The 16,169-nt window shown below is 64.9% G+C and carries 12 protein-coding genes; 10 read left to right on the top strand and 2 right to left on the bottom strand.

Going from position 1 to position 16,169, the window contains the following annotated elements:
- Positions 1 to 176 precede the first annotated feature (176 nt).
- Positions 177 to 1,339, bottom strand: a protein-coding gene (locus X946_RS27425) for an IS3 family transposase (protein WP_152611853.1) whose coding sequence is annotated in 2 segments (ribosomal slippage) — positions 177 to 1,084 and positions 1,084 to 1,339 — 1,164 coding nt in all. Because the reading frame shifts where the segments join, the coding sequence is not laid out codon by codon here.
- A 137-nt stretch (positions 1,340 to 1,476) separates the two neighbouring features.
- On the opposite strand from X946_RS27425, the gene X946_RS27415 reads away from it, so the two are divergent.
- Together X946_RS27415 and X946_RS27410 are read left to right on the top strand one after the other, a co-directional pair.
- Positions 1,477 to 3,552, top strand: coding sequence for a molybdopterin-containing oxidoreductase family protein (locus X946_RS27415; protein WP_038754510.1), 2,076 nt, complete (start codon positions 1,477 to 1,479; stop codon positions 3,550 to 3,552).
- A gap of 139 nt (positions 3,553 to 3,691) precedes the next feature.
- A complete protein-coding gene (locus tag X946_RS27410) occupies positions 3,692 to 5,365 on the top strand; it encodes a long-chain fatty acid--CoA ligase (protein WP_038754507.1) in 1,674 nt (557 codons plus the stop codon).
- Between the two features lie 643 nt (positions 5,366 to 6,008).
- Here X946_RS27410 and X946_RS27405 read toward each other — a convergent pair.
- The gene (locus X946_RS27405; protein ID WP_038754504.1) at positions 6,009 to 7,169 is read right to left on the bottom strand and encodes a porin; all 1,161 of its coding nucleotides are present in this window, start codon (positions 7,167 to 7,169) and stop codon (positions 6,009 to 6,011) included.
- A gap of 281 nt (positions 7,170 to 7,450) precedes the next feature.
- Between X946_RS27405 and coq7 the strand changes: the two genes are divergently transcribed.
- The 8 genes from coq7 to mraY all read left to right on the top strand — a co-directional run bounded on the left by coq7 (position 7,451) and on the right by mraY (position 16,153).
- Positions 7,451 to 8,077, top strand: a complete 627-nt coding sequence (coq7, locus tag X946_RS27400) for a 2-polyprenyl-3-methyl-6-methoxy-1,4-benzoquinone monooxygenase (RefSeq protein ID WP_038754501.1) — start codon at positions 7,451 to 7,453, stop codon at positions 8,075 to 8,077.
- A 387-nt stretch (positions 8,078 to 8,464) separates the two neighbouring features.
- Entirely contained in the window at positions 8,465 to 8,893 is a 429-nt protein-coding gene (gene mraZ / locus X946_RS27395; RefSeq protein ID WP_038754498.1) for a division/cell wall cluster transcriptional repressor MraZ, read from the top strand.
- A gap of 23 nt (positions 8,894 to 8,916) precedes the next feature.
- Positions 8,917 to 9,858 carry a 16S rRNA (cytosine(1402)-N(4))-methyltransferase RsmH gene (rsmH, locus tag X946_RS27390; RefSeq protein ID WP_038754495.1) on the top strand — a complete coding sequence of 314 codons (942 nt, stop codon included), beginning with the start codon at positions 8,917 to 8,919 and terminating at the stop codon, positions 9,856 to 9,858.
- Complete coding sequence (gene ftsL, locus X946_RS27385; protein ID WP_038754492.1) at positions 9,855 to 10,184, top strand: cell division protein FtsL; 330 nt, start codon at positions 9,855 to 9,857, stop codon at positions 10,182 to 10,184. Before rsmH ends, ftsL begins: the two co-directional genes overlap by 4 nt.
- Complete coding sequence (locus X946_RS27380; RefSeq protein WP_038754490.1) at positions 10,181 to 12,025, top strand: peptidoglycan D,D-transpeptidase FtsI family protein; 1,845 nt, start codon at positions 10,181 to 10,183, stop codon at positions 12,023 to 12,025. The genes ftsL and X946_RS27380 overlap by 4 nt, the downstream gene beginning before the upstream one ends.
- Entirely contained in the window at positions 12,022 to 13,566 is a 1,545-nt protein-coding gene (locus tag X946_RS27375) for a UDP-N-acetylmuramoyl-L-alanyl-D-glutamate--2,6-diaminopimelate ligase (protein WP_038754487.1), read from the top strand. The genes X946_RS27380 and X946_RS27375 overlap by 4 nt, the downstream gene beginning before the upstream one ends.
- A complete protein-coding gene (locus X946_RS27370) occupies positions 13,563 to 14,969 on the top strand; it encodes a UDP-N-acetylmuramoyl-tripeptide--D-alanyl-D-alanine ligase (RefSeq protein ID WP_038754485.1) in 1,407 nt (468 codons plus the stop codon). Before X946_RS27375 ends, X946_RS27370 begins: the two co-directional genes overlap by 4 nt.
- Positions 14,970 to 14,983: 14 nt before the next feature.
- Positions 14,984 to 16,153 (top strand): phospho-N-acetylmuramoyl-pentapeptide-transferase, encoded by a 1,170-nt coding sequence (mraY, locus tag X946_RS27365; protein ID WP_006025147.1) that lies wholly within the window; start codon positions 14,984 to 14,986, stop codon positions 16,151 to 16,153.
- The last annotated feature ends 16 nt before the right edge of the window (positions 16,154 to 16,169 follow it).

The following is a 16,169-nucleotide window of genomic DNA, read 5'->3' as shown; positions in this document are numbered from 1 at the left end:
TGCCCGTGTGAAAGTAGGTAATCGTCAGGCTCCCCTCTGAAAACCCCCGCCCTCGCCGGCGGGGGTTTTGCTTTTTACGCCTCCGCCAATCCCCTGAACGCCCTCGGCAGGAGCCTCGCGCTCCAGCTCCCGCCTTCGACTCCCTCCTCTCTCGCTCGAGCGCGGGTGTGTAGTGGTCAACTAATCCCGGACACTGCGTTAAGTTTTTCTTCCGCAACCGCCGGCGCCAGTCCGTCATTGAACTGATGCGGCCGTATCCAGTTGTACCGGTGCATCAGGTAGTGGTTGATGTCCCGGTGTGCCTCCTGCGCCGACATGTAGCCCACTGACGGTAGCCATTCGGTCTTGAAGCTGCGGAACAGCCTCTCCATCGGGGAGTTATCCCAACAATTTCCTCGACGGCTCATGCTCTGCTGTATCCGATAGCGCCAGAGGCGCTGACGGAATTTCCGGCTTGCATATTGTCCGCCTTGATCCGAGTGAAACAGCAAGCCTTGCGGTCGGCCACGTTGCTCATAGGCCATCTCCAACGCCTGCACGACCAGATCGGCATCAGGGCGTGTCGAGAACGCCCAGCCAACAACCCGGCGCGTGAACAGGTCGAGTACTACGGCCAGATAATGCCAACGTCCCTGCGCCCAGACATACGTGATGTCACCACACCACACCTGATTCGGCGTACCAACCTCGAATTCGCGATTGAGATGGTTCGGGATATCGATCCGCTCGACCGTGGCCTGCTTGTAGGCATGGCGGCCCGGCTGCTTGCAGATCAACCTGAGTTCTTCCATCAAGCGGCTGACCTTGAAGCGGCCAATCGCCGTACCTTCCTCGCGCATCATGCCCATGATGCTGCGACTGCCAGCAGAGCTTCGACTCTCGATGAACAGCTCGTGTACCCGGCTACGCAGTGCCATGCGCTCGGCATCAACGCGTCGGGCTCGCCCTCGGTGTGCATACAGGCAGGACCGCGACACGTCGAATACCGCGCAGATCAGCTCGACCGATTCGCTTGCGCCAATCTGATCAATTACTTCGTACGTTCGATGCCTTCCGACATCAAGAGCGCGGTAGCCTTTTTTAAAATGGCCTTCTCACGCTCGAGGCGTTCGATACGCGCCTCGAGTTCCTGAATACGCTGTTGATCCGGCGTGATTGCCTTGCCCTGCGGCGTGACGCCCTGGCGTTCCATCTGAAGTTGCTGCACCCAGCGGCGCAGCACCGTCTCGCCGACGCCGACCGAGCGGCTTGCTTCCATATGGCTATAACCCTGGTCGAGCACCAGACAGGCGGCTTGCTGTTTGAACTCCGGGGAAAACGTACGTCGTTGCTTGCTCATTAGACACCTCTTCATGGCGACCATTCTCGCCTAAATCAGTGTCCGGATTTATTAGACCACTACATCTCGACTCGAAAAACTTTTGCGACGTCCGCGCGTAAAATCTCCGAACCAATAAAAATTTTGCGCAACAGAGCATGAATATCCCCCCACAATTCGCTCGAGCAGTCTGTCCGCACGATTGTCCCGACACGTGCGCAATCCGCGTCACGGTCGAGAACGGTAGAGCCGTCAAGGTCGCCGGCGACCCCGATCATCCGCCAACTCAAGGCGTTCTCTGCACCAAGGTGAGCCGATATGCAGATCGTGTTCATCACCCCGAGCGGCTCACGGTGCCCCTCAAGCGAATCGGCCGGAAAGGGGCGGGGCGATTCGAGCCGATCAGTTGGGACGAAGCGAACAACCTGGTGGCGCAGAGGCTATCGGAAATCGCCCGCCGGGCCCCCGAAGCCATTGTTCCCTACAGCTATGCGGGAACGATGGGGCTTATCCAGGGCGAAAGCATTGCTCAACGTTTCTTCAACAAACTCGGTGCGTCGCGCCTCGAAAGAACGATCTGCTCGGCGGCCGGCGCCGCGGGGCTGCGCTACACGTACGGCGCGAGCGTCGGGATGCATTTCGAATTCTACGAGGAGAGCGACCTCATCTTGATCTGGGGGGCAAATCCGATCGCCTCCAATCTGCATTTCTGGACGCGCGCGCAAGAAGCCAAGCGTCGTGGTGCGCGCCTGATCGCCATCGATCCGTACCGCTCGTTGACGGCGGAAAAATGTCATCAACACATCGCGTTGAAGCCGGGGACGGATGGTGCGCTTGCGCTTGGCATCATGCACGTGTTGATCGACGAAGGCCTCATCGATCAGGACTACATCCGCGATTACACGCTCGGTTTCGATGCGCTGAAAGTGCGCGCGCTGAATTATTCGCCCGAGCGCGTAGCCGGGATCTGCGGCGTGACGGTCGAGGAAATCGTCGAGCTGGCGCGCCTTTACGGACGCACGCGCAAGGCCTCGATTCGTCTCAATTACGGCATGCAGCGCGTGCGCGGCGGCGGCAACGCGGTCCGCGCGATCGCCTGTTTGCCCGCGCTCACGGGGGCGTGGCGTGATCGCGCAGGCGGGCTGCTCCTGTCCTCGTCCGAATGGGCGCCAGTCGACTCCGCTGCTCTGGCGCGCCCTGACTTGCTGCCGGATTGGCCGAACAAGCTGCCGCGTTCGATCAATATGAATGCAATTGGCGACGCGTTGCTGCATCCCGGCGATCAGGATTTCGGGCCGAAGGTGGAGGCGATCATCGTCTACAACTCGAATCCGGTCGCCGTTGCTCCCGACTCGGAGAAGGTCGCCGCCGGCTTTGCACGAGAGGACCTGTTCACCGTCGTTCTCGAGCATTTCAAGACAGATACCGCCGACTACGCAGATCTTCTGTTGCCGGCGACGACGCAGCTCGAGCATCTCGACGTTCACAAATCATATGGTCACACCTATGTGATGGCGAACTTGCCGTCGATCCCGCCGATCGGCGAGGCGCGCCCGAACACGGAGATATTTCGCGGCATCGCGCGCAGCATGGGGCTCGACGAGCCGGCGCTCCACGACGACGACGAAACGCTCGCTCGCCTGTCGCTGCGCTGGAACGATTCGTCGCTGCAGAGCGATTGGGACACGCTCAAGCAGGCAGGTTGGCTCAAGCTGAAGCTCGCCGAAGCGCCATTCGCAAACGGCGGCTTTCGGACGCCGTCCGGGAAGTGCGAGTTCTACAGCGAGCGCCTCGCAGAAATGGGCCTTGATCCATTGCCGGACTACCTGCCGCCTTACGAATCCGCGGACGGCGCGCCCGAACTGGCTGCCCGCTATCCGCTCGCGATGATCTCGCCGCCCGCCCGCCATTTCCTGAACAGCACGTTCGTCAATGTCGCGAGCCTGCGCGCGACGGAGGGCGAGCCGCACCTCGACATCCATCCGGCCGACGCCGAGCATCGCGGCATTGCCGACGGCGACCCGGTGCGTATCTTCAACGATCGCGGTTCGCTGCGCGCGAAGGCTCGCGTGACCGACCGGGCGCGGGAAGGGCTCGTCGTCGGCCTGTCGATCTGGTGGAAGAAGCTTGCGCCGGACGGCCGCAACGCAAATCAGGTGACGAGCCAGGCGCTGACCGATCTGGGCCGCGGCGCGACGTTCTACGACTGTCTGGTCGAGGTCGAGCGCGGATGACGCGATTCGGCAGCGAACGTTCCGGCATCTTTACGCAAGTTGGAAAGGAGTGTCTAACCCGGTTGTCTGGACCGGGCCGACCCGTTACGATGCCAATTTTTAGCACGACCATTCGAAAATCAGTGAGGAGACGCGCCGCATGGACAAAATTTGGCTGAAATCGTATCCGCTCGGTGTCCCGGCCGAAATTGACGCGTCCCCGTATTCGTCCGTCCCCGATCTGCTCGACGAGAGCTTTAGTCTTTATCGGGACCAGAAGGCGTTCATCTGCATGGGCAAGGCGATCACGTACGGCGAGCTGGACGTGCTGTCGCGCAAGCTCGGCGCGTGGCTTCAGTCGCGCGGCCTGTCGCGCGGCGCGCGGGTCGCGATCATGATGCCGAACGTGCTGCAGTACCCGGTGGCGATCGCCGCGGTGCTGCGCGCGGGCTATACGGTCGTCAACGTCAATCCGCTCTATACGCCGCGCGAACTCGAGCACCAATTGAAGGACAGCGGCGCCGAGGCGATCGTGATCCTCGAGAACTTCGCGACGACGCTGCAGGCGGTGATCGCGAAGACGTCGGTCAAGCACGTCGTTGTCGCCGCGATGGGCGACCTGCTCGGCGTGAAGGGCGTCCTCGTCAATTACGTCGTGCGCCGCGTGAAGAAGATGGTGCCGGCATGGAGCCTGCCGTCGTACACGCGATTCAATGCGGCGCTCGCCGCGGGCGGCCGGCAGTCCTTCAAGCAGGCGAAGCCTGCGCCCGACGACGTCGCGTTCCTCCAGTACACGGGCGGCACGACGGGCGTCGCGAAGGGCGCGACGCTGCTTCATCGCAACATCGTGTCGAACGTGCTGCAGGCGCAGGCATGGCATGAGCCGGCGCATGCGAAGCGCCCGGAAGTGAAGCAGTTCATCACCGTGATCGCGCTGCCGCTCTATCACGTGTTCGCGCTGACTGTCTGCGGGCTGCTGACGCTGCGCACGGGCGGCACGGGGATTTTGATCCCGAATCCGCGCGACATCGCCGGCATGATCAAGGAGTTGAAGGGCTACCAGATCATCACGATTCCGGCCGTCAACACGCTGTACAACGCGCTGCTGAACCATCCGGATTTCGAGCAGCTCGATTTCTCGAAGCTCGCGGTCGCCAACGGCGGCGGGATGGCGATTCAGGAAAGCGTCGCGAAGCGCTGGTACGACAAGACGAAGACGCCGATCGTCGAAGGCTACGGCTTGTCCGAAACCTCGCCTGTCGCGACCTGCAACCCGGTCACCGCCACCGAATATAGCGGCACGATCGGCTTGCCGCTACCGTCGACCGAGATCGCAATCCGCGACGACGCGGGTGACGACGTGCCGCTGGGCCAGCCGGGCGAGATCTGCATTCGCGGTCCGCAGGTGATGGCGGGCTACTGGAATCGCCCGGACGAAACCGCGAAGGTCATGATGCCGGACGGTTTCTTCAAGACGGGCGACGTCGGCGTGATGGACGAACGCGGCTACGTGAAGATCGTCGACCGCAAGAAGGACATGATTCTCGTGTCGGGCTTCAACGTCTATCCGAACGAGGTCGAGGACGTGGTCGCGTCGCACCCGGGCGTGTTCGAAGTCGCGGCCGTCGGCGTGCCCGACGAGCACTCGGGCGAGGCGGTGAAGCTGTTCGTCGTCAAGAAGGACCCGGCGCTCACCGACAAGGATCTGATCGCCTACTGCAAGGATCGGCTCACTGGCTACAAGCGGCCGAAGTACGTCGAATTCCGCGCCGATCTGCCGAAGACCAACGTCGGCAAGATCCTGCGGCGCGAGTTGCGCGACGGCAAGGCGTAACGGGCATCGCCCCGCCGCGCTCAGAATGGGCGGCGGCGTCGCCCGGCTTGACGCGGCGGGCCTGCGGCGGCTGCCGTCCGCTCGTTTCCGAATCGAGGCGTTCGCTTCCCGGGACGCTTGCTTTCGAACCGCCGCGCTGTTTCTCACGGTCGCATCAACGTCGAGTTCCGGAACAGGTCGGCAGAAGTTGATCGCCATAACGCCCGGTGCGCCGCATCGGGCGTTTTGCATTGAATGTCGACGTGTGGCGGTTCATGCCCGCGCAAATGCGAACGGTTTCCTTGATGCGACATTCCGGCGCGAACGGCTTCGATTCTCGCTGACGCATGGCGGAACGCGATCGTGCAAGGCCGGATGAATGAACGCAATCCCGCAACCGTGCTCGCGCAGCCGTTCCGGCACCGCCCCCGGAGGCCGTAGCGTTGCTGCCCCTCCTTGCACGCCGGTTCGCCGCTTCCGCACATTTCGCGGCCGGCAACTCGGAAGCCAGGCTATCGTTGCGGTGCGTGCGCTTACCTTCCTGCGCCGCCCGACATCTCTTCGACCCAGCAAAAAAGCGCCAACCTGTCGCAGGCCGAACCCGCATCAATAAAAAAGGCGCCCGAAGGCGCCTTTTAAGTTACTACCGAGTGTTACCCGCTTATTAGAACTTGTGGCGGATGCCCACGCGCGCCGCGAACTGGTTGCGGTTCGACGACGGCGTCAGGCCGTTGATCGCGGCGGTTGCCGGGCCGACCGTGTTGCCGTCGGCTTCGATCACGTTGCCCGAAGCGTGCTGATACACGCCGATTGCGTAGACGTCGGTGCGCTTCGACAGGAAGTAGTCGACGCCGACCGAGCCCTGGTGATACTTGGCTGCCGACGCGCCGGCGATCTTGCTGCCTTGCGTGTAGTCATACGCCGCGCCGGCGAGGAGCGCCGGGGTCAACTGATACTTGAAGTTGACTTCCGCGTTGTTGAACGTCGCGGTCTGGCTCGGGAATGCCGTGCTCGCGAAATTCATGAACTTGATGTTCGAGTACGTGACGCCGACCGTCGCCGCGCCGAACGAGTAGGCGCCGCCCGCACCGATCACCTGGTACGTGTGAGCCGATGCGTAGCCTGCGTAGACCGGGGTCGTCACGGCAGCCGGCGTGCTCGTCGTCGTGTTGTTGCCGAACAGGCCGCCAGCCGTCGCCGGCGTGCGCGCGTTCAAGTAGCCGACGCCCAGCACGAGCGGGCCGTTCGTGTAGCCTGCGCCGAGCGACCAGGTCTGGTTGCGGCTGAAGTCGCCGGCGACGCCGCCGAAGCTGTACAGGCCGCCGAACGTGAAGCCGCCGTAGTTCGCGCTCGTGAACTTGACTGCGTTGTTCACGCGGTACGCGTTGTTGAAGTTGTCGAGGTCGCCCGGGTGAGCGGCGATGTAGCCGCCCCACTGATCGCCCGCTTCCAGCGGACCGACGAAGTCGACGACGGAGTCGTACTGGCGGCCGACCGTGACGGTGCCGAAGCCGCTCGACAGGCCGACGTAAGCCTGACGGCCGAATTCGAGGCCGCCCTGACCGAACTTGCCGGAGTTCACGTCGAAGCCGTTTTCGAGGACGAACACAGCCTTCAGGCCGCCGCCGAGGTCTTCCGTGCCGCGCAGGCCCCAGCGGCTACCCTGCATGACGCCGCTCGACAGGTTGTACAGGTGCTTGCCACCAGCGTTGGTGTTGATGTTGAAGCCTTCGTCGATGATGCCGTACAGCGTCACGCTGCTTTGCGCATGAGCGGCGCCAGCGAACGCGCTCAGCGCGACGAGCGCGAGAAGCGACTTTTTCATTAAAAGATCTCCAAGGATGACAAATTTATTGTGGCGGGGCCGATGTTTGTTTTTGATGGCGATACCCGCGCGAACTTCGAATGAAGCCGCTCGTAATGTAGCAAAAGGACTTTTTGGGACAAAGCGAAAGAGCGGTACACGCGTCTCCCATGTTTCCTTTACGCAACAATGGTTAAAATCACGGGTTAACCGCTATTTTCCGGCGCTACCGTGCTAGGTAGCCGCAATAAAATTGTTACGAATTCCTTACTGCGTGCAATATGCCCGCACGGAGAAACGCGATGGTGTTTGACGAACTGATCAGTGAATTTGACCGGGGCCTGCGCTCGATCACGGGCGTGAGCCGGATGAGCCGGCCGGTGCCCGCGCCTGATGCCGCGGCGCCCGCCGAGCTCACTGCCGCCGAGCGCAAGCACGCGGCGGGGCTGATGCGGGTGAATCACGTCGGCGAGGTCTGCGCGCAGGCGCTCTATCAGGCGCAGAAGCTCACGACGTCGTCGTCCGAGTTAAAGGAGATGTTCGAGCATGCGGGGCGCGAGGAGGAGGATCACCTCGCGTGGACCGCGCACCGCCTGAAGCAGCTCGATTCGCGGCCGAGCCTGCTGAATCCGCTGTGGTATGCGGGCGCGCTCGCGATCGGCGTCGTCGCCGGGCGTCTCGGCGACAAGGTGAGCCTCGGCTTCATGGCCGAGACGGAGCGGCAGGTCGAGAGCCATCTGGACAGCCATCTGTCGGCGCTGCCGGCGGCCGATGTCGAATCGCGCGCGATCGTCGAGCAGATGCGCGCCGACGAGGTCAAGCACGGCAAGACGGCGACCGACGCGGGCGGCATCGAACTGCCGATGCCGGCGCGGATGCTGATGCGCGCCGCGTCGAAAGTCATGACAAGCACTGCATACTATCTGTGAGACATACGTCGGGACGGCCGCATGCGCGGCGTCCCGGCCGACGACGGAAACCCGCCTCTTTTCCCGCGCCTTTTCCCCCGCCGAAATACCTGCTGTCGCGCCCACCTGGGGCGTGCTTCTCATGTACCACTTTCACAAGATGCACTAGCCCATTCATTTATAACGTTTTTTGGTTTGAGGGCCAGCTTGAGGAGGCGAGCGTAAGTCCTTGTTCTGACTAACAAAATTCGTCAAAAAAACGGGAGCCTCCCTTGACCGCCCATAGGCCTTCCTCTAAAGTGGGAGACAGTGTGAGAAAGTGTATTTTTGTGTGATTTGCCGGGCTTTTCCGGCTAGATTCTCAGCATTGGGCGGGTACTTCGGTGCCCTGATCGGGAGAGCGGAAAAGTGTTCCAAGGGGCGTCGGCGCTGACGCTCGATGCGAAAGGGCGGATGTCGGTGCCGTCTCGCTATCGCGAAGCGCTGCAAGGACAGGCAGAAGGACGGGTGACTGTGACCAAGCACCCGGACGGCTGCCTGTTGCTGTTTCCGCGCCCCGAATGGGAAGTGTTCCGCGCGAAGATCGCCGCGCTGCCGATGGATGCGCATTGGTGGCGCCGTATTTTTCTCGGCAACGCGATGGACGTCGATCTCGACAGCGCGGGCCGGATTCTGGTGTCTCCCGAGCTGCGGATGGCGGCCGGGTTGGAAAAGGAAGTCATGTTGCTGGGAATGGGAAGTCACTTCGAGCTGTGGGACGCGCAGACCTACATCGCGAAGGAGCAGGCGGCGATGGCGCAGGGCATGCCCGAAGCGCTGAAGAATTTCACGTTCTGATTGCGGTGACGGAGACGCCCGCGATGGGAAACGAATTGCAGCATCGCACGGTGCTGTTGGACGAAGCGGTCGATGCGCTCGTGACGCGGCCCGACGGCGTGTACGTCGACGGCACGTTCGGACGCGGCGGCCATAGCCGCGCGGTGCTCGCGCGCTTGGGCGAAGCGGGGCGGCTGATTGCGTTCGACAAGGACCCGCGCGCGATCGAGACGGCGAAGGGCATCGAGGACGCGCGCTTCGAGATCGTCCACGACAGCTTCGCGGCGCTGAAGGGTGCGCTCGACGCGCGCGGAGTGGGGCGGGTGTCGGGCGTGTTGCTGGACCTGGGCGTGTCGTCGCCGCAGGTGGATGATCCGCAGCGGGGTTTCAGTTTCCGCGCGAACGGCCCGCTCGACATGCGGATGGACCCGACGCGCGGCGAGTCGGCGGCCGAGTGGCTCGCGCGGGCGTCGGTGCAGGAATTGACGGAGGTGATACGAGATTATGGGGAAGAACGGTTTGCTTTTCAGATTGCAAAGGCGATTGTTGCTCGCCGGGCAGAGTCCGGCCGTCTCGGGCCTCTCGACAGCACGGGCGAGCTTGCCGAAATCGTGGGTCACGTCGTCAAGACCCGTGAGAAGGGCAAGGACCCGGCAACCCGCACCTTTCAAGCTATACGGATTCACGTCAATCAAGAGCTTGCGGACCTGCAAGTCGTTCTAGAGGCAGCACTGTCGTTGTTGGAGCAAGGGGGGCGGCTGGTGGTCATCAGCTTTCATTCGCTCGAGGACCGGATCGTCAAGCGATTCATGCAGACGCACGCCAGCGCGCCTGCGGTCGACCGCCGCCTGCCGATCCGCGCCGTCGATCTGCCCAGCCCGCCGCTCAAGCTGCTCGGCCGGAAGTTTCCGAGCGACGCGGAAGTCGTGGCCAATCCGCGTGCCCGTTCGGCGGTGATGCGCATCGCGGAGCGCGTCGCGCCATGAGCCGCCTCAACATCTTCCTGCTGATCATCGTGATGGGATGCGCGCTGTCGGTCGTCAATTCGACCAACCAGCAGCGGCAGATCTTCATTCAATTGCAGCGCGCGCAATCGCAGGAGCATCAGCTTCAGCAGGACTACGCGCAGCTTCAGTATCAGCAGAGCGCGCTGTCGAAGACGTCGCGCATCGAGCAGCTCGCGACGAGCTCGCTGAAGATGCAGTCGATCACGACGGGGCGCACGCAGTACCTGACGCTCGCGCCCGGCGCGGCGAAGGCCGTCGACGCGCCGCTGCCGGCGTCCGCCGCGTCGCAGGGGGGCGCGCGATGAAGCCCGCGTCGAAGCGCACGCAAGGCGTGAAGTTCGCATCGAGCCCGGTGCTGTCGGTCCATCTGCCGATGTGGCGCTCGAAGCTCGTCGTGTTCATGCTGTTCATGGCGTTCGTCGCGCTCGCGATCCGCGCGTTCTGGATTCAGGGGCCCGGCAACGCGTTCTATCAGAAACAGGGCGAAAGCCGCTATCAGCGCACGCTCGAATTGCCGGCGACGCGCGGCAAGATCCTCGATCGCAACGGCCTCGTGCTGGCGACGAGCCTGCCCGTGCGCGCGATCTGGGCGATTCCCGCCGACGTGCCCGACGATCTCGGCGCGGACAAGCTCGACGCGCTCGGCAAGCTGCTCGGGATGACGGCGAAGGAGCTGAAGACGAAGCTGTCGGAGGACAAGACTTTCGTCTACGTGAAGCGCCAGGTGCCGCTCGACGTCGCCGACCAGGTCGCGAAGCTCGACATTCCCGGCATCTATCAGCGTGCCGAGTACAAGCGCTTCTATCCGGAAGGCGAGATCACCGCGCACCTGATCGGCTTCACGAACGTCGAGGACGAAGGGCAGGAGGGCGTCGAGCTCGCCGACCAGAAGATGCTCGTCGGCACGCCGGGCAGCCGCCACGTGATCAAGGACCGCGTCGGGCACATCGTCGAGGACGTCGACGCGCAGGTGCCGCCGCACAACGGCGACGACGTCGATCTGTCGATCGACAGCAAGATCCAGTACATCACGTATACGAATCTGAAGGCGGCCGTCGAGAAGTTTCACGCGAAGGCGGGCGCGGCGATGGTGATCGACGTGCAGACGGGCGAGGTGCTGTCGCTCGTCAATTATCCGACGTACAACCCGAACGATCGCTCGCACCTGACGGGCGAGCAGTTGCGCAACCGCGTGCTGACCGACGTGTTCGAGCCGGGCTCGATCATGAAGCCGTTCACGGTGTCGCTCGCGCTCGATCTGCATCGCGTGACGCCGAACACGCTCGTCGACACGGGCAACGGCCACTTCGTGCTCGACGGCGCGCCGATCACCGACGATTCGGGTTTCGGCACGCTGACGGTGGGCGGCGTGATCCAGAAATCGAGCAACATCGGCGCGACGAAGATCGCGATGACGATGAAGCCCGAGGAAATGTGGAATATGTATGCGGGCATCGGGCTCGGGCAGGCGCCGAAGGTCGGGTTCCCCGGCGCGGCGGCGGGCCGGCTGCGTCCGTGGAAGAACTGGCGGCGGATCGAGCAGGCGACGATGTCGTACGGCTACGGCCTGTCGGTGTCGCTGTTCCAGCTCGCGCGCGCGTACACCGCGATCGCGCACGACGGCGAGCTGATGCCCGTTACGATCTTCAAGACGAGCGACGCGCAGCCGGCGACCGGGCCGCGCATCTTCTCGCCGACGACCGCGCGCGAAGTGCGCACGATGCTCGAATCCGTCGTGTCGCCGCAGGGCACGTCGCCGAACGCGGCGGTGCCGGGCTACCGCGTCGGCGGCAAGAGCGGCACCGCTTACAAGCAGGTCGGCCGCGGCTATGATCACAAGAAGTATCGTGCGTCGTTCGTCGGGATGGCGCCGATGCCGAATCCGCGCATCGTCGTCGCGGTGTCGGTCGACGAGCCTACGATGGGCGGCCACTTCGGCGGCCAGGTGTCAGGCCCCGTGTTCTCCGCGATCGTCGGCGACACGCTGCGCGCGCTGAACGTGCCGCCCAACATGCCGGTCAAGCAGCTTGTCGTGTCGGACGATATGGCGAACTCAGCCGCCCCGCAGAAGCTGGCCGCGAACGCGCCGGCGAAGCACATGATCGTGTCGAGCACGACACACAACCGTCCTGGAGTAGTTCGATGAGCGCCGCGCGCAGTTCTCATCCGGCGCACCAACAGATCGCAGCCGCGCTCGCGTGGCTGCGCGCGCATGCCGCGTCCGGCGCGCAATTGCATGCCGACACGCGCAGCCTGCAAGCAGGCGACATATTCGTCGCCTATGCGGTCGACGGCGCGGACAATCGTCCGTTCATTGCCGACGCGCTCGCGCGCGGCGCGGCGGCCGTGCTGTATCAGCCGGAAGGGTTCTCGGCCGAAGGTCTCGACCCCGCGACGTCGCTCGCCGTGCCCGCGCTCGACGAGCTCGCGGGCGACATCGCGAGCGGCTGGTACGGCGATCCGAGCGATGCGCTGTTCACGGTCGGCGTGACGGGCACGAACGGCAAGACGTCGTGCACGCAATGGATCGCGACCGCGCTCACCGCGTTGCGCGAGCCGTGCGCGGTGATCGGCACGCTCGGCAGCGGGATGCCCGGACAGCTCGTGCACACGGGCTTCACGACGCCGGACGCGCCGCAACTGCAGCGCAGCCTCGCGCAGCTGCGCGGCGCGGGCGCGCAGGCCATTGCGATGGAAGTGTCGTCGCACGCGCTGCACCAGGGGCGCGTGAACGGCACCGCGTTCGACGTCGCGGTGTTCACGAACCTGACGCAGGATCACCTCGATTACCACCGCACGTTCGAGGCTTACGAGGCGGCGAAGACGAAGCTCTTCGCGTGGCGCGGGCTGCGCGTCGCGATCGTCAATCGCGACGATCCGGCCGGCCGCCGCCTGCTCGCGAATCTCGCCGGCCGCGTGCGGACGATCGCGTACGGGATCGGCGCGCGGCCGCGAGCGGCGGACGCCGATCGCGAGCTCGTCGCGACGAACGTGCGCGCGACCGCGACGGGCACCGCATTTCATCTGAGCTCGTCGTGGGGCGAAGCGGACGTCGAGGTCGGCACGCTCGGCGCGTTCAACGTGAGCAATCTGCTCGCGGTGCTCGGCACGCTGCTCGTGGCCGACGTGCCGCTCGACGCGGCGCTCGCGGAAATCCAGAAGCTCGAATCGGTCAACGGGCGGATGCAGCGGCTCGGCGGGCGGCTTCAGAACGACGAGCCACTCGTCGTCGTCGACTACGCGCACACGCCGGACGCGCTCGAGAAGACGCTCGACGCGCTGCGCCCGATCGCGCAAGCGCGCGGCGGCGAGCTCGTCTGCATGTTCGGCTGCGGCGGCGACCGCGACGCGACCAAGCGCCCGCTGATGGGCGCGATCGCCGAGCGGCTCGCGGACAAGGTCGTCGTGACGAGCGACAACCCGCGCAGCGAGAATCCGCAGACGATCATCGACCAGATCGCCGCCGGCATGCAGGACGCCGCGAAGGCGCGCCGCATCGAGGACCGCGCGAGCGCGATCCTGCAGGCGGTGCGCGGCGCCGCGCGCGAGGACGTCGTGCTGCTGGCCGGCAAGGGGCACGAGGCGACGCAGGAAATCATGGGCAAGAAGCGCACGTTCTCCGATCAGGATCATGCGCGCCTCGCGCTCGCCGCGCGCACGACGCAGACTCGCGGAGGCGGCGAATGACGATGCTGACCTTGCGCGAAGCCGCGGCGATGATTCCCGGCGCGACGGTGCTCGGCGACGAGCGCGCGTCGTTCGAGCGGGTGTCGACGGACAGCCGCACGGCGGGGCCGGGCGATCTGTTCGTCGCGCTGAAGGGCGAGCGCTTCGACGCGCACGATTTCGTCGGCGACGTGGCCGCGCGCGGCGCGAGCGCCGCGATCGTATCGCGCAGCCCGGCCGAATGGAACCTGCCCGCGCTGAAGGTTGCCGATACGCGCGCCGCGCTCGGCGCGCTCGCGCACGGTTGGCGGATGCGCTTTTCGATGCCGCTCGTCGCGGTCACGGGCAGCAACGGCAAGACGACCGTGAAGGAGATGATCGCGTCGATCTTCGCGGCGGCGGTTGGCGATGACGCGCGCCTTGCGACCTCGGGCAACTTCAACAACGACGTCGGCCTGCCGCTCACGCTGCTGCGCCTCACCGCCGCGCACCGGCTCGCGGTCGTCGAGCTTGGGATGAATCATCCGGGCGAGACGGAGACGCTCGCGCGCATTGCCGCGCCGACGGTCGCGCTCGTGAACAACGCGCAGCGCGAGCATCAGGAATTCATGGCGACGGTCGAGGCGGTCGCGCTCGAGCACGCGGCCGTCATCCACGCACTCGGCCCGGACGGCGTCGCGGTGTTTCCGGCCGACGACGCGTACGCGGGCATCTGGCGCGTCGCGGCGACCGGCAACCGGATCGTCGACTTCGCGCTGCACGGCGCCGGGCGCGACACGCCCGCCGCGGTGACGGGCGCGCTCGACGGCAGCCGGCTCGCGATCGCGACGCCCGGCGGCCGCGTCGACGTGCAGCTCAACGCGCTCGGCGAGCACAACGCGCGCAACGCGCTCGCCGCGGCGGCGGCGGCGCTCGCGGCCGGCGTGCCGCCCGCGGCGATCAAAGCGGGGCTCGAGGCGTTCGTGCCCGTGAAGGGGCGGCTGCAGGTGACGCGCGCGACCATCGGCTCGCTCGCGGGCGCGACGGTGATCGACGACACCTACAACGCGAACCCCGATTCGATGCGCGCCGCGATCGACGTGCTCGCCGCGCAATCGGCGCCGCGCGTGCTCGTGATCGGCGAGATGGGCGAAGTCGGCGACGATGGGCCGGCGTTTCATCGCGAGATCGGCGGCTATGCGCGCGAGCGCGGGATCGACGCGCTTTTCGCGCTCGGCGCGGCCACGCTGCCCGCGTGCGAGGCGTACGGCGGGGCCGCGCGCCACTTCGACGACGCGGCGGCGCTGACCGCCGCGCTGCTCGCCGCGAGCTTCGGCGCGCACGCGACGCTCCTCGTGAAGGGCTCGCGGTTCATGAAGATGGAGCGCGTCGTCGGCGCGCTCGCGAACGAAACCGCGCCGGGCGCAGCGCCCGGCGCACACTGAGGAAGGAAGTAAGCATGCTGCTGGCGTTGGCGCAATGGCTGCAAGGTGACGCAAGCTTTTTGCGCTTGTTCACGTATCTGACGTTCCGGGCGGTGATGGCCACCATCACGGCGCTCGTGATCGGTCTCGTCTGCGGCCCGTGGGTGATTCGCAAGCTCACGCAGATGAAGGTCGGCCAGGCGGTGCGCAAGGACGGCCCGCAGACGCACCTCGTGAAATCCGGCACGCCGACGATGGGCGGCGTGCTGATCCTGATCGGCATCGCGGTCGCGACGTTGCTCTGGGGCGATCTGACGAACCGCTTCATCTGGATCGTGATGCTCGTCACGTTCGGCTTCGGCGTGATCGGCTGGGTCGACGATTATCGCAAGGTCGTCTACAAGGACCCGCGCGGCATGTCGTCGCGCGAAAAGTATTTCTGGCAATCGGTGATCGGCCTGTTCGCGGCCGTCTATCTCGCGTTCAGCGTGTCCGAGGCGAGCAATGTGCGCGTGTTCGACCTGTTCATGGCGTGGGTGCGGAGCGGCTTGTCGATGGGGCTGCCCGCGCGCGCCGACCTGATGTTGCCGTTCCTGAAGTCGATCAGCTATCCGCTCGGCGTCTGGGGCTTCATCGCGCTCACCTATTTCGTGATCGTCGGCGCGAGCAACGCGGTGAACCTGACCGACGGGCTCGACGGCCTCGTGATCATGCCGGTGGTGCTCGTCGGCGCGTCGCTCGGCGTGTTCGCGTACGTGATGGGCAGCGCCGTCTATTCGAAATATCTGCTGTTTCCGCATATTCCGGGCGCGGGCGAGCTGCTGATCTTCTGCTCGGCGATGGGCGGCGCCGGGCTCGCGTTCCTTTGGTACAACACGCACCCGGCGCAGGTGTTCATGGGCGACGTCGGCGCGCTCGCGTTGGGCGGCGCGCTCGGCACGGTCGCCGTGATCGTCCGGCAGGAAATCGTGCTGTTCATCATGGGCGGCATCTTCGTCGCGGAGACGCTGTCCGTGATGCTGCAGGTCACGTGGTTCAAGTACACGAAAAAGCGTTACGGCGAGGGGCGGCGCATCTTCAAGATGGCGCCGCTGCATCACCATTTCGAGTTGTCGGGCTGGAAGGAAACGCAAGTGGTGGTGCGCTTCTGGATCATCACGTTGATGTTGTGCCTGTTCGGTTTGTCCACCCTCAAGCTGCGGTAAAGGGAAGGTAAGGATG

It is taken from the genome of Burkholderia sp. ABCPW 111, from assembly GCF_000773065.1.
In the GTDB taxonomy this organism is placed as follows: Bacteria; Pseudomonadota; Gammaproteobacteria; order Burkholderiales; family Burkholderiaceae; genus Burkholderia; species Burkholderia savannae.
The sequence above is the reverse complement of the archived record's forward strand: the minus strand, read 5'-3'. Positions and strand labels throughout refer to the sequence as shown.

Bases quoted from the DNA above. Each gene is read 5' to 3' on its own strand.
- X946_RS27415 (WP_038754510.1), top strand. From the start codon at position 1,477: ATGAATATCCCCCCACAATTCGCTCGAGCAGTCTGTCCGCACGATTGT.
- X946_RS27410 (WP_038754507.1), top strand. From the start codon at position 3,692: ATGGACAAAATTTGGCTGAAATCGTATCCGCTCGGTGTCCCGGCCGAA.
- X946_RS27405 (WP_038754504.1), bottom strand. From the start codon at position 7,169: ATGAAAAAGTCGCTTCTCGCGCTCGTCGCGCTGAGCGCGTTCGCTGGC.
- coq7 (WP_038754501.1), top strand. From the start codon at position 7,451: ATGGTGTTTGACGAACTGATCAGTGAATTTGACCGGGGCCTGCGCTCG.
- rsmH (WP_038754495.1), top strand. From the start codon at position 8,917: ATGGGAAACGAATTGCAGCATCGCACGGTGCTGTTGGACGAAGCGGTC.
- ftsL (WP_038754492.1), top strand. From the start codon at position 9,855: ATGAGCCGCCTCAACATCTTCCTGCTGATCATCGTGATGGGATGCGCG.
- X946_RS27380 (WP_038754490.1), top strand. From the start codon at position 10,181: ATGAAGCCCGCGTCGAAGCGCACGCAAGGCGTGAAGTTCGCATCGAGC.
- X946_RS27375 (WP_038754487.1), top strand. From the start codon at position 12,022: ATGAGCGCCGCGCGCAGTTCTCATCCGGCGCACCAACAGATCGCAGCC.
- X946_RS27370 (WP_038754485.1), top strand. From the start codon at position 13,563: ATGACGATGCTGACCTTGCGCGAAGCCGCGGCGATGATTCCCGGCGCG.
- mraY (WP_006025147.1), top strand. From the start codon at position 14,984: ATGCTGCTGGCGTTGGCGCAATGGCTGCAAGGTGACGCAAGCTTTTTG.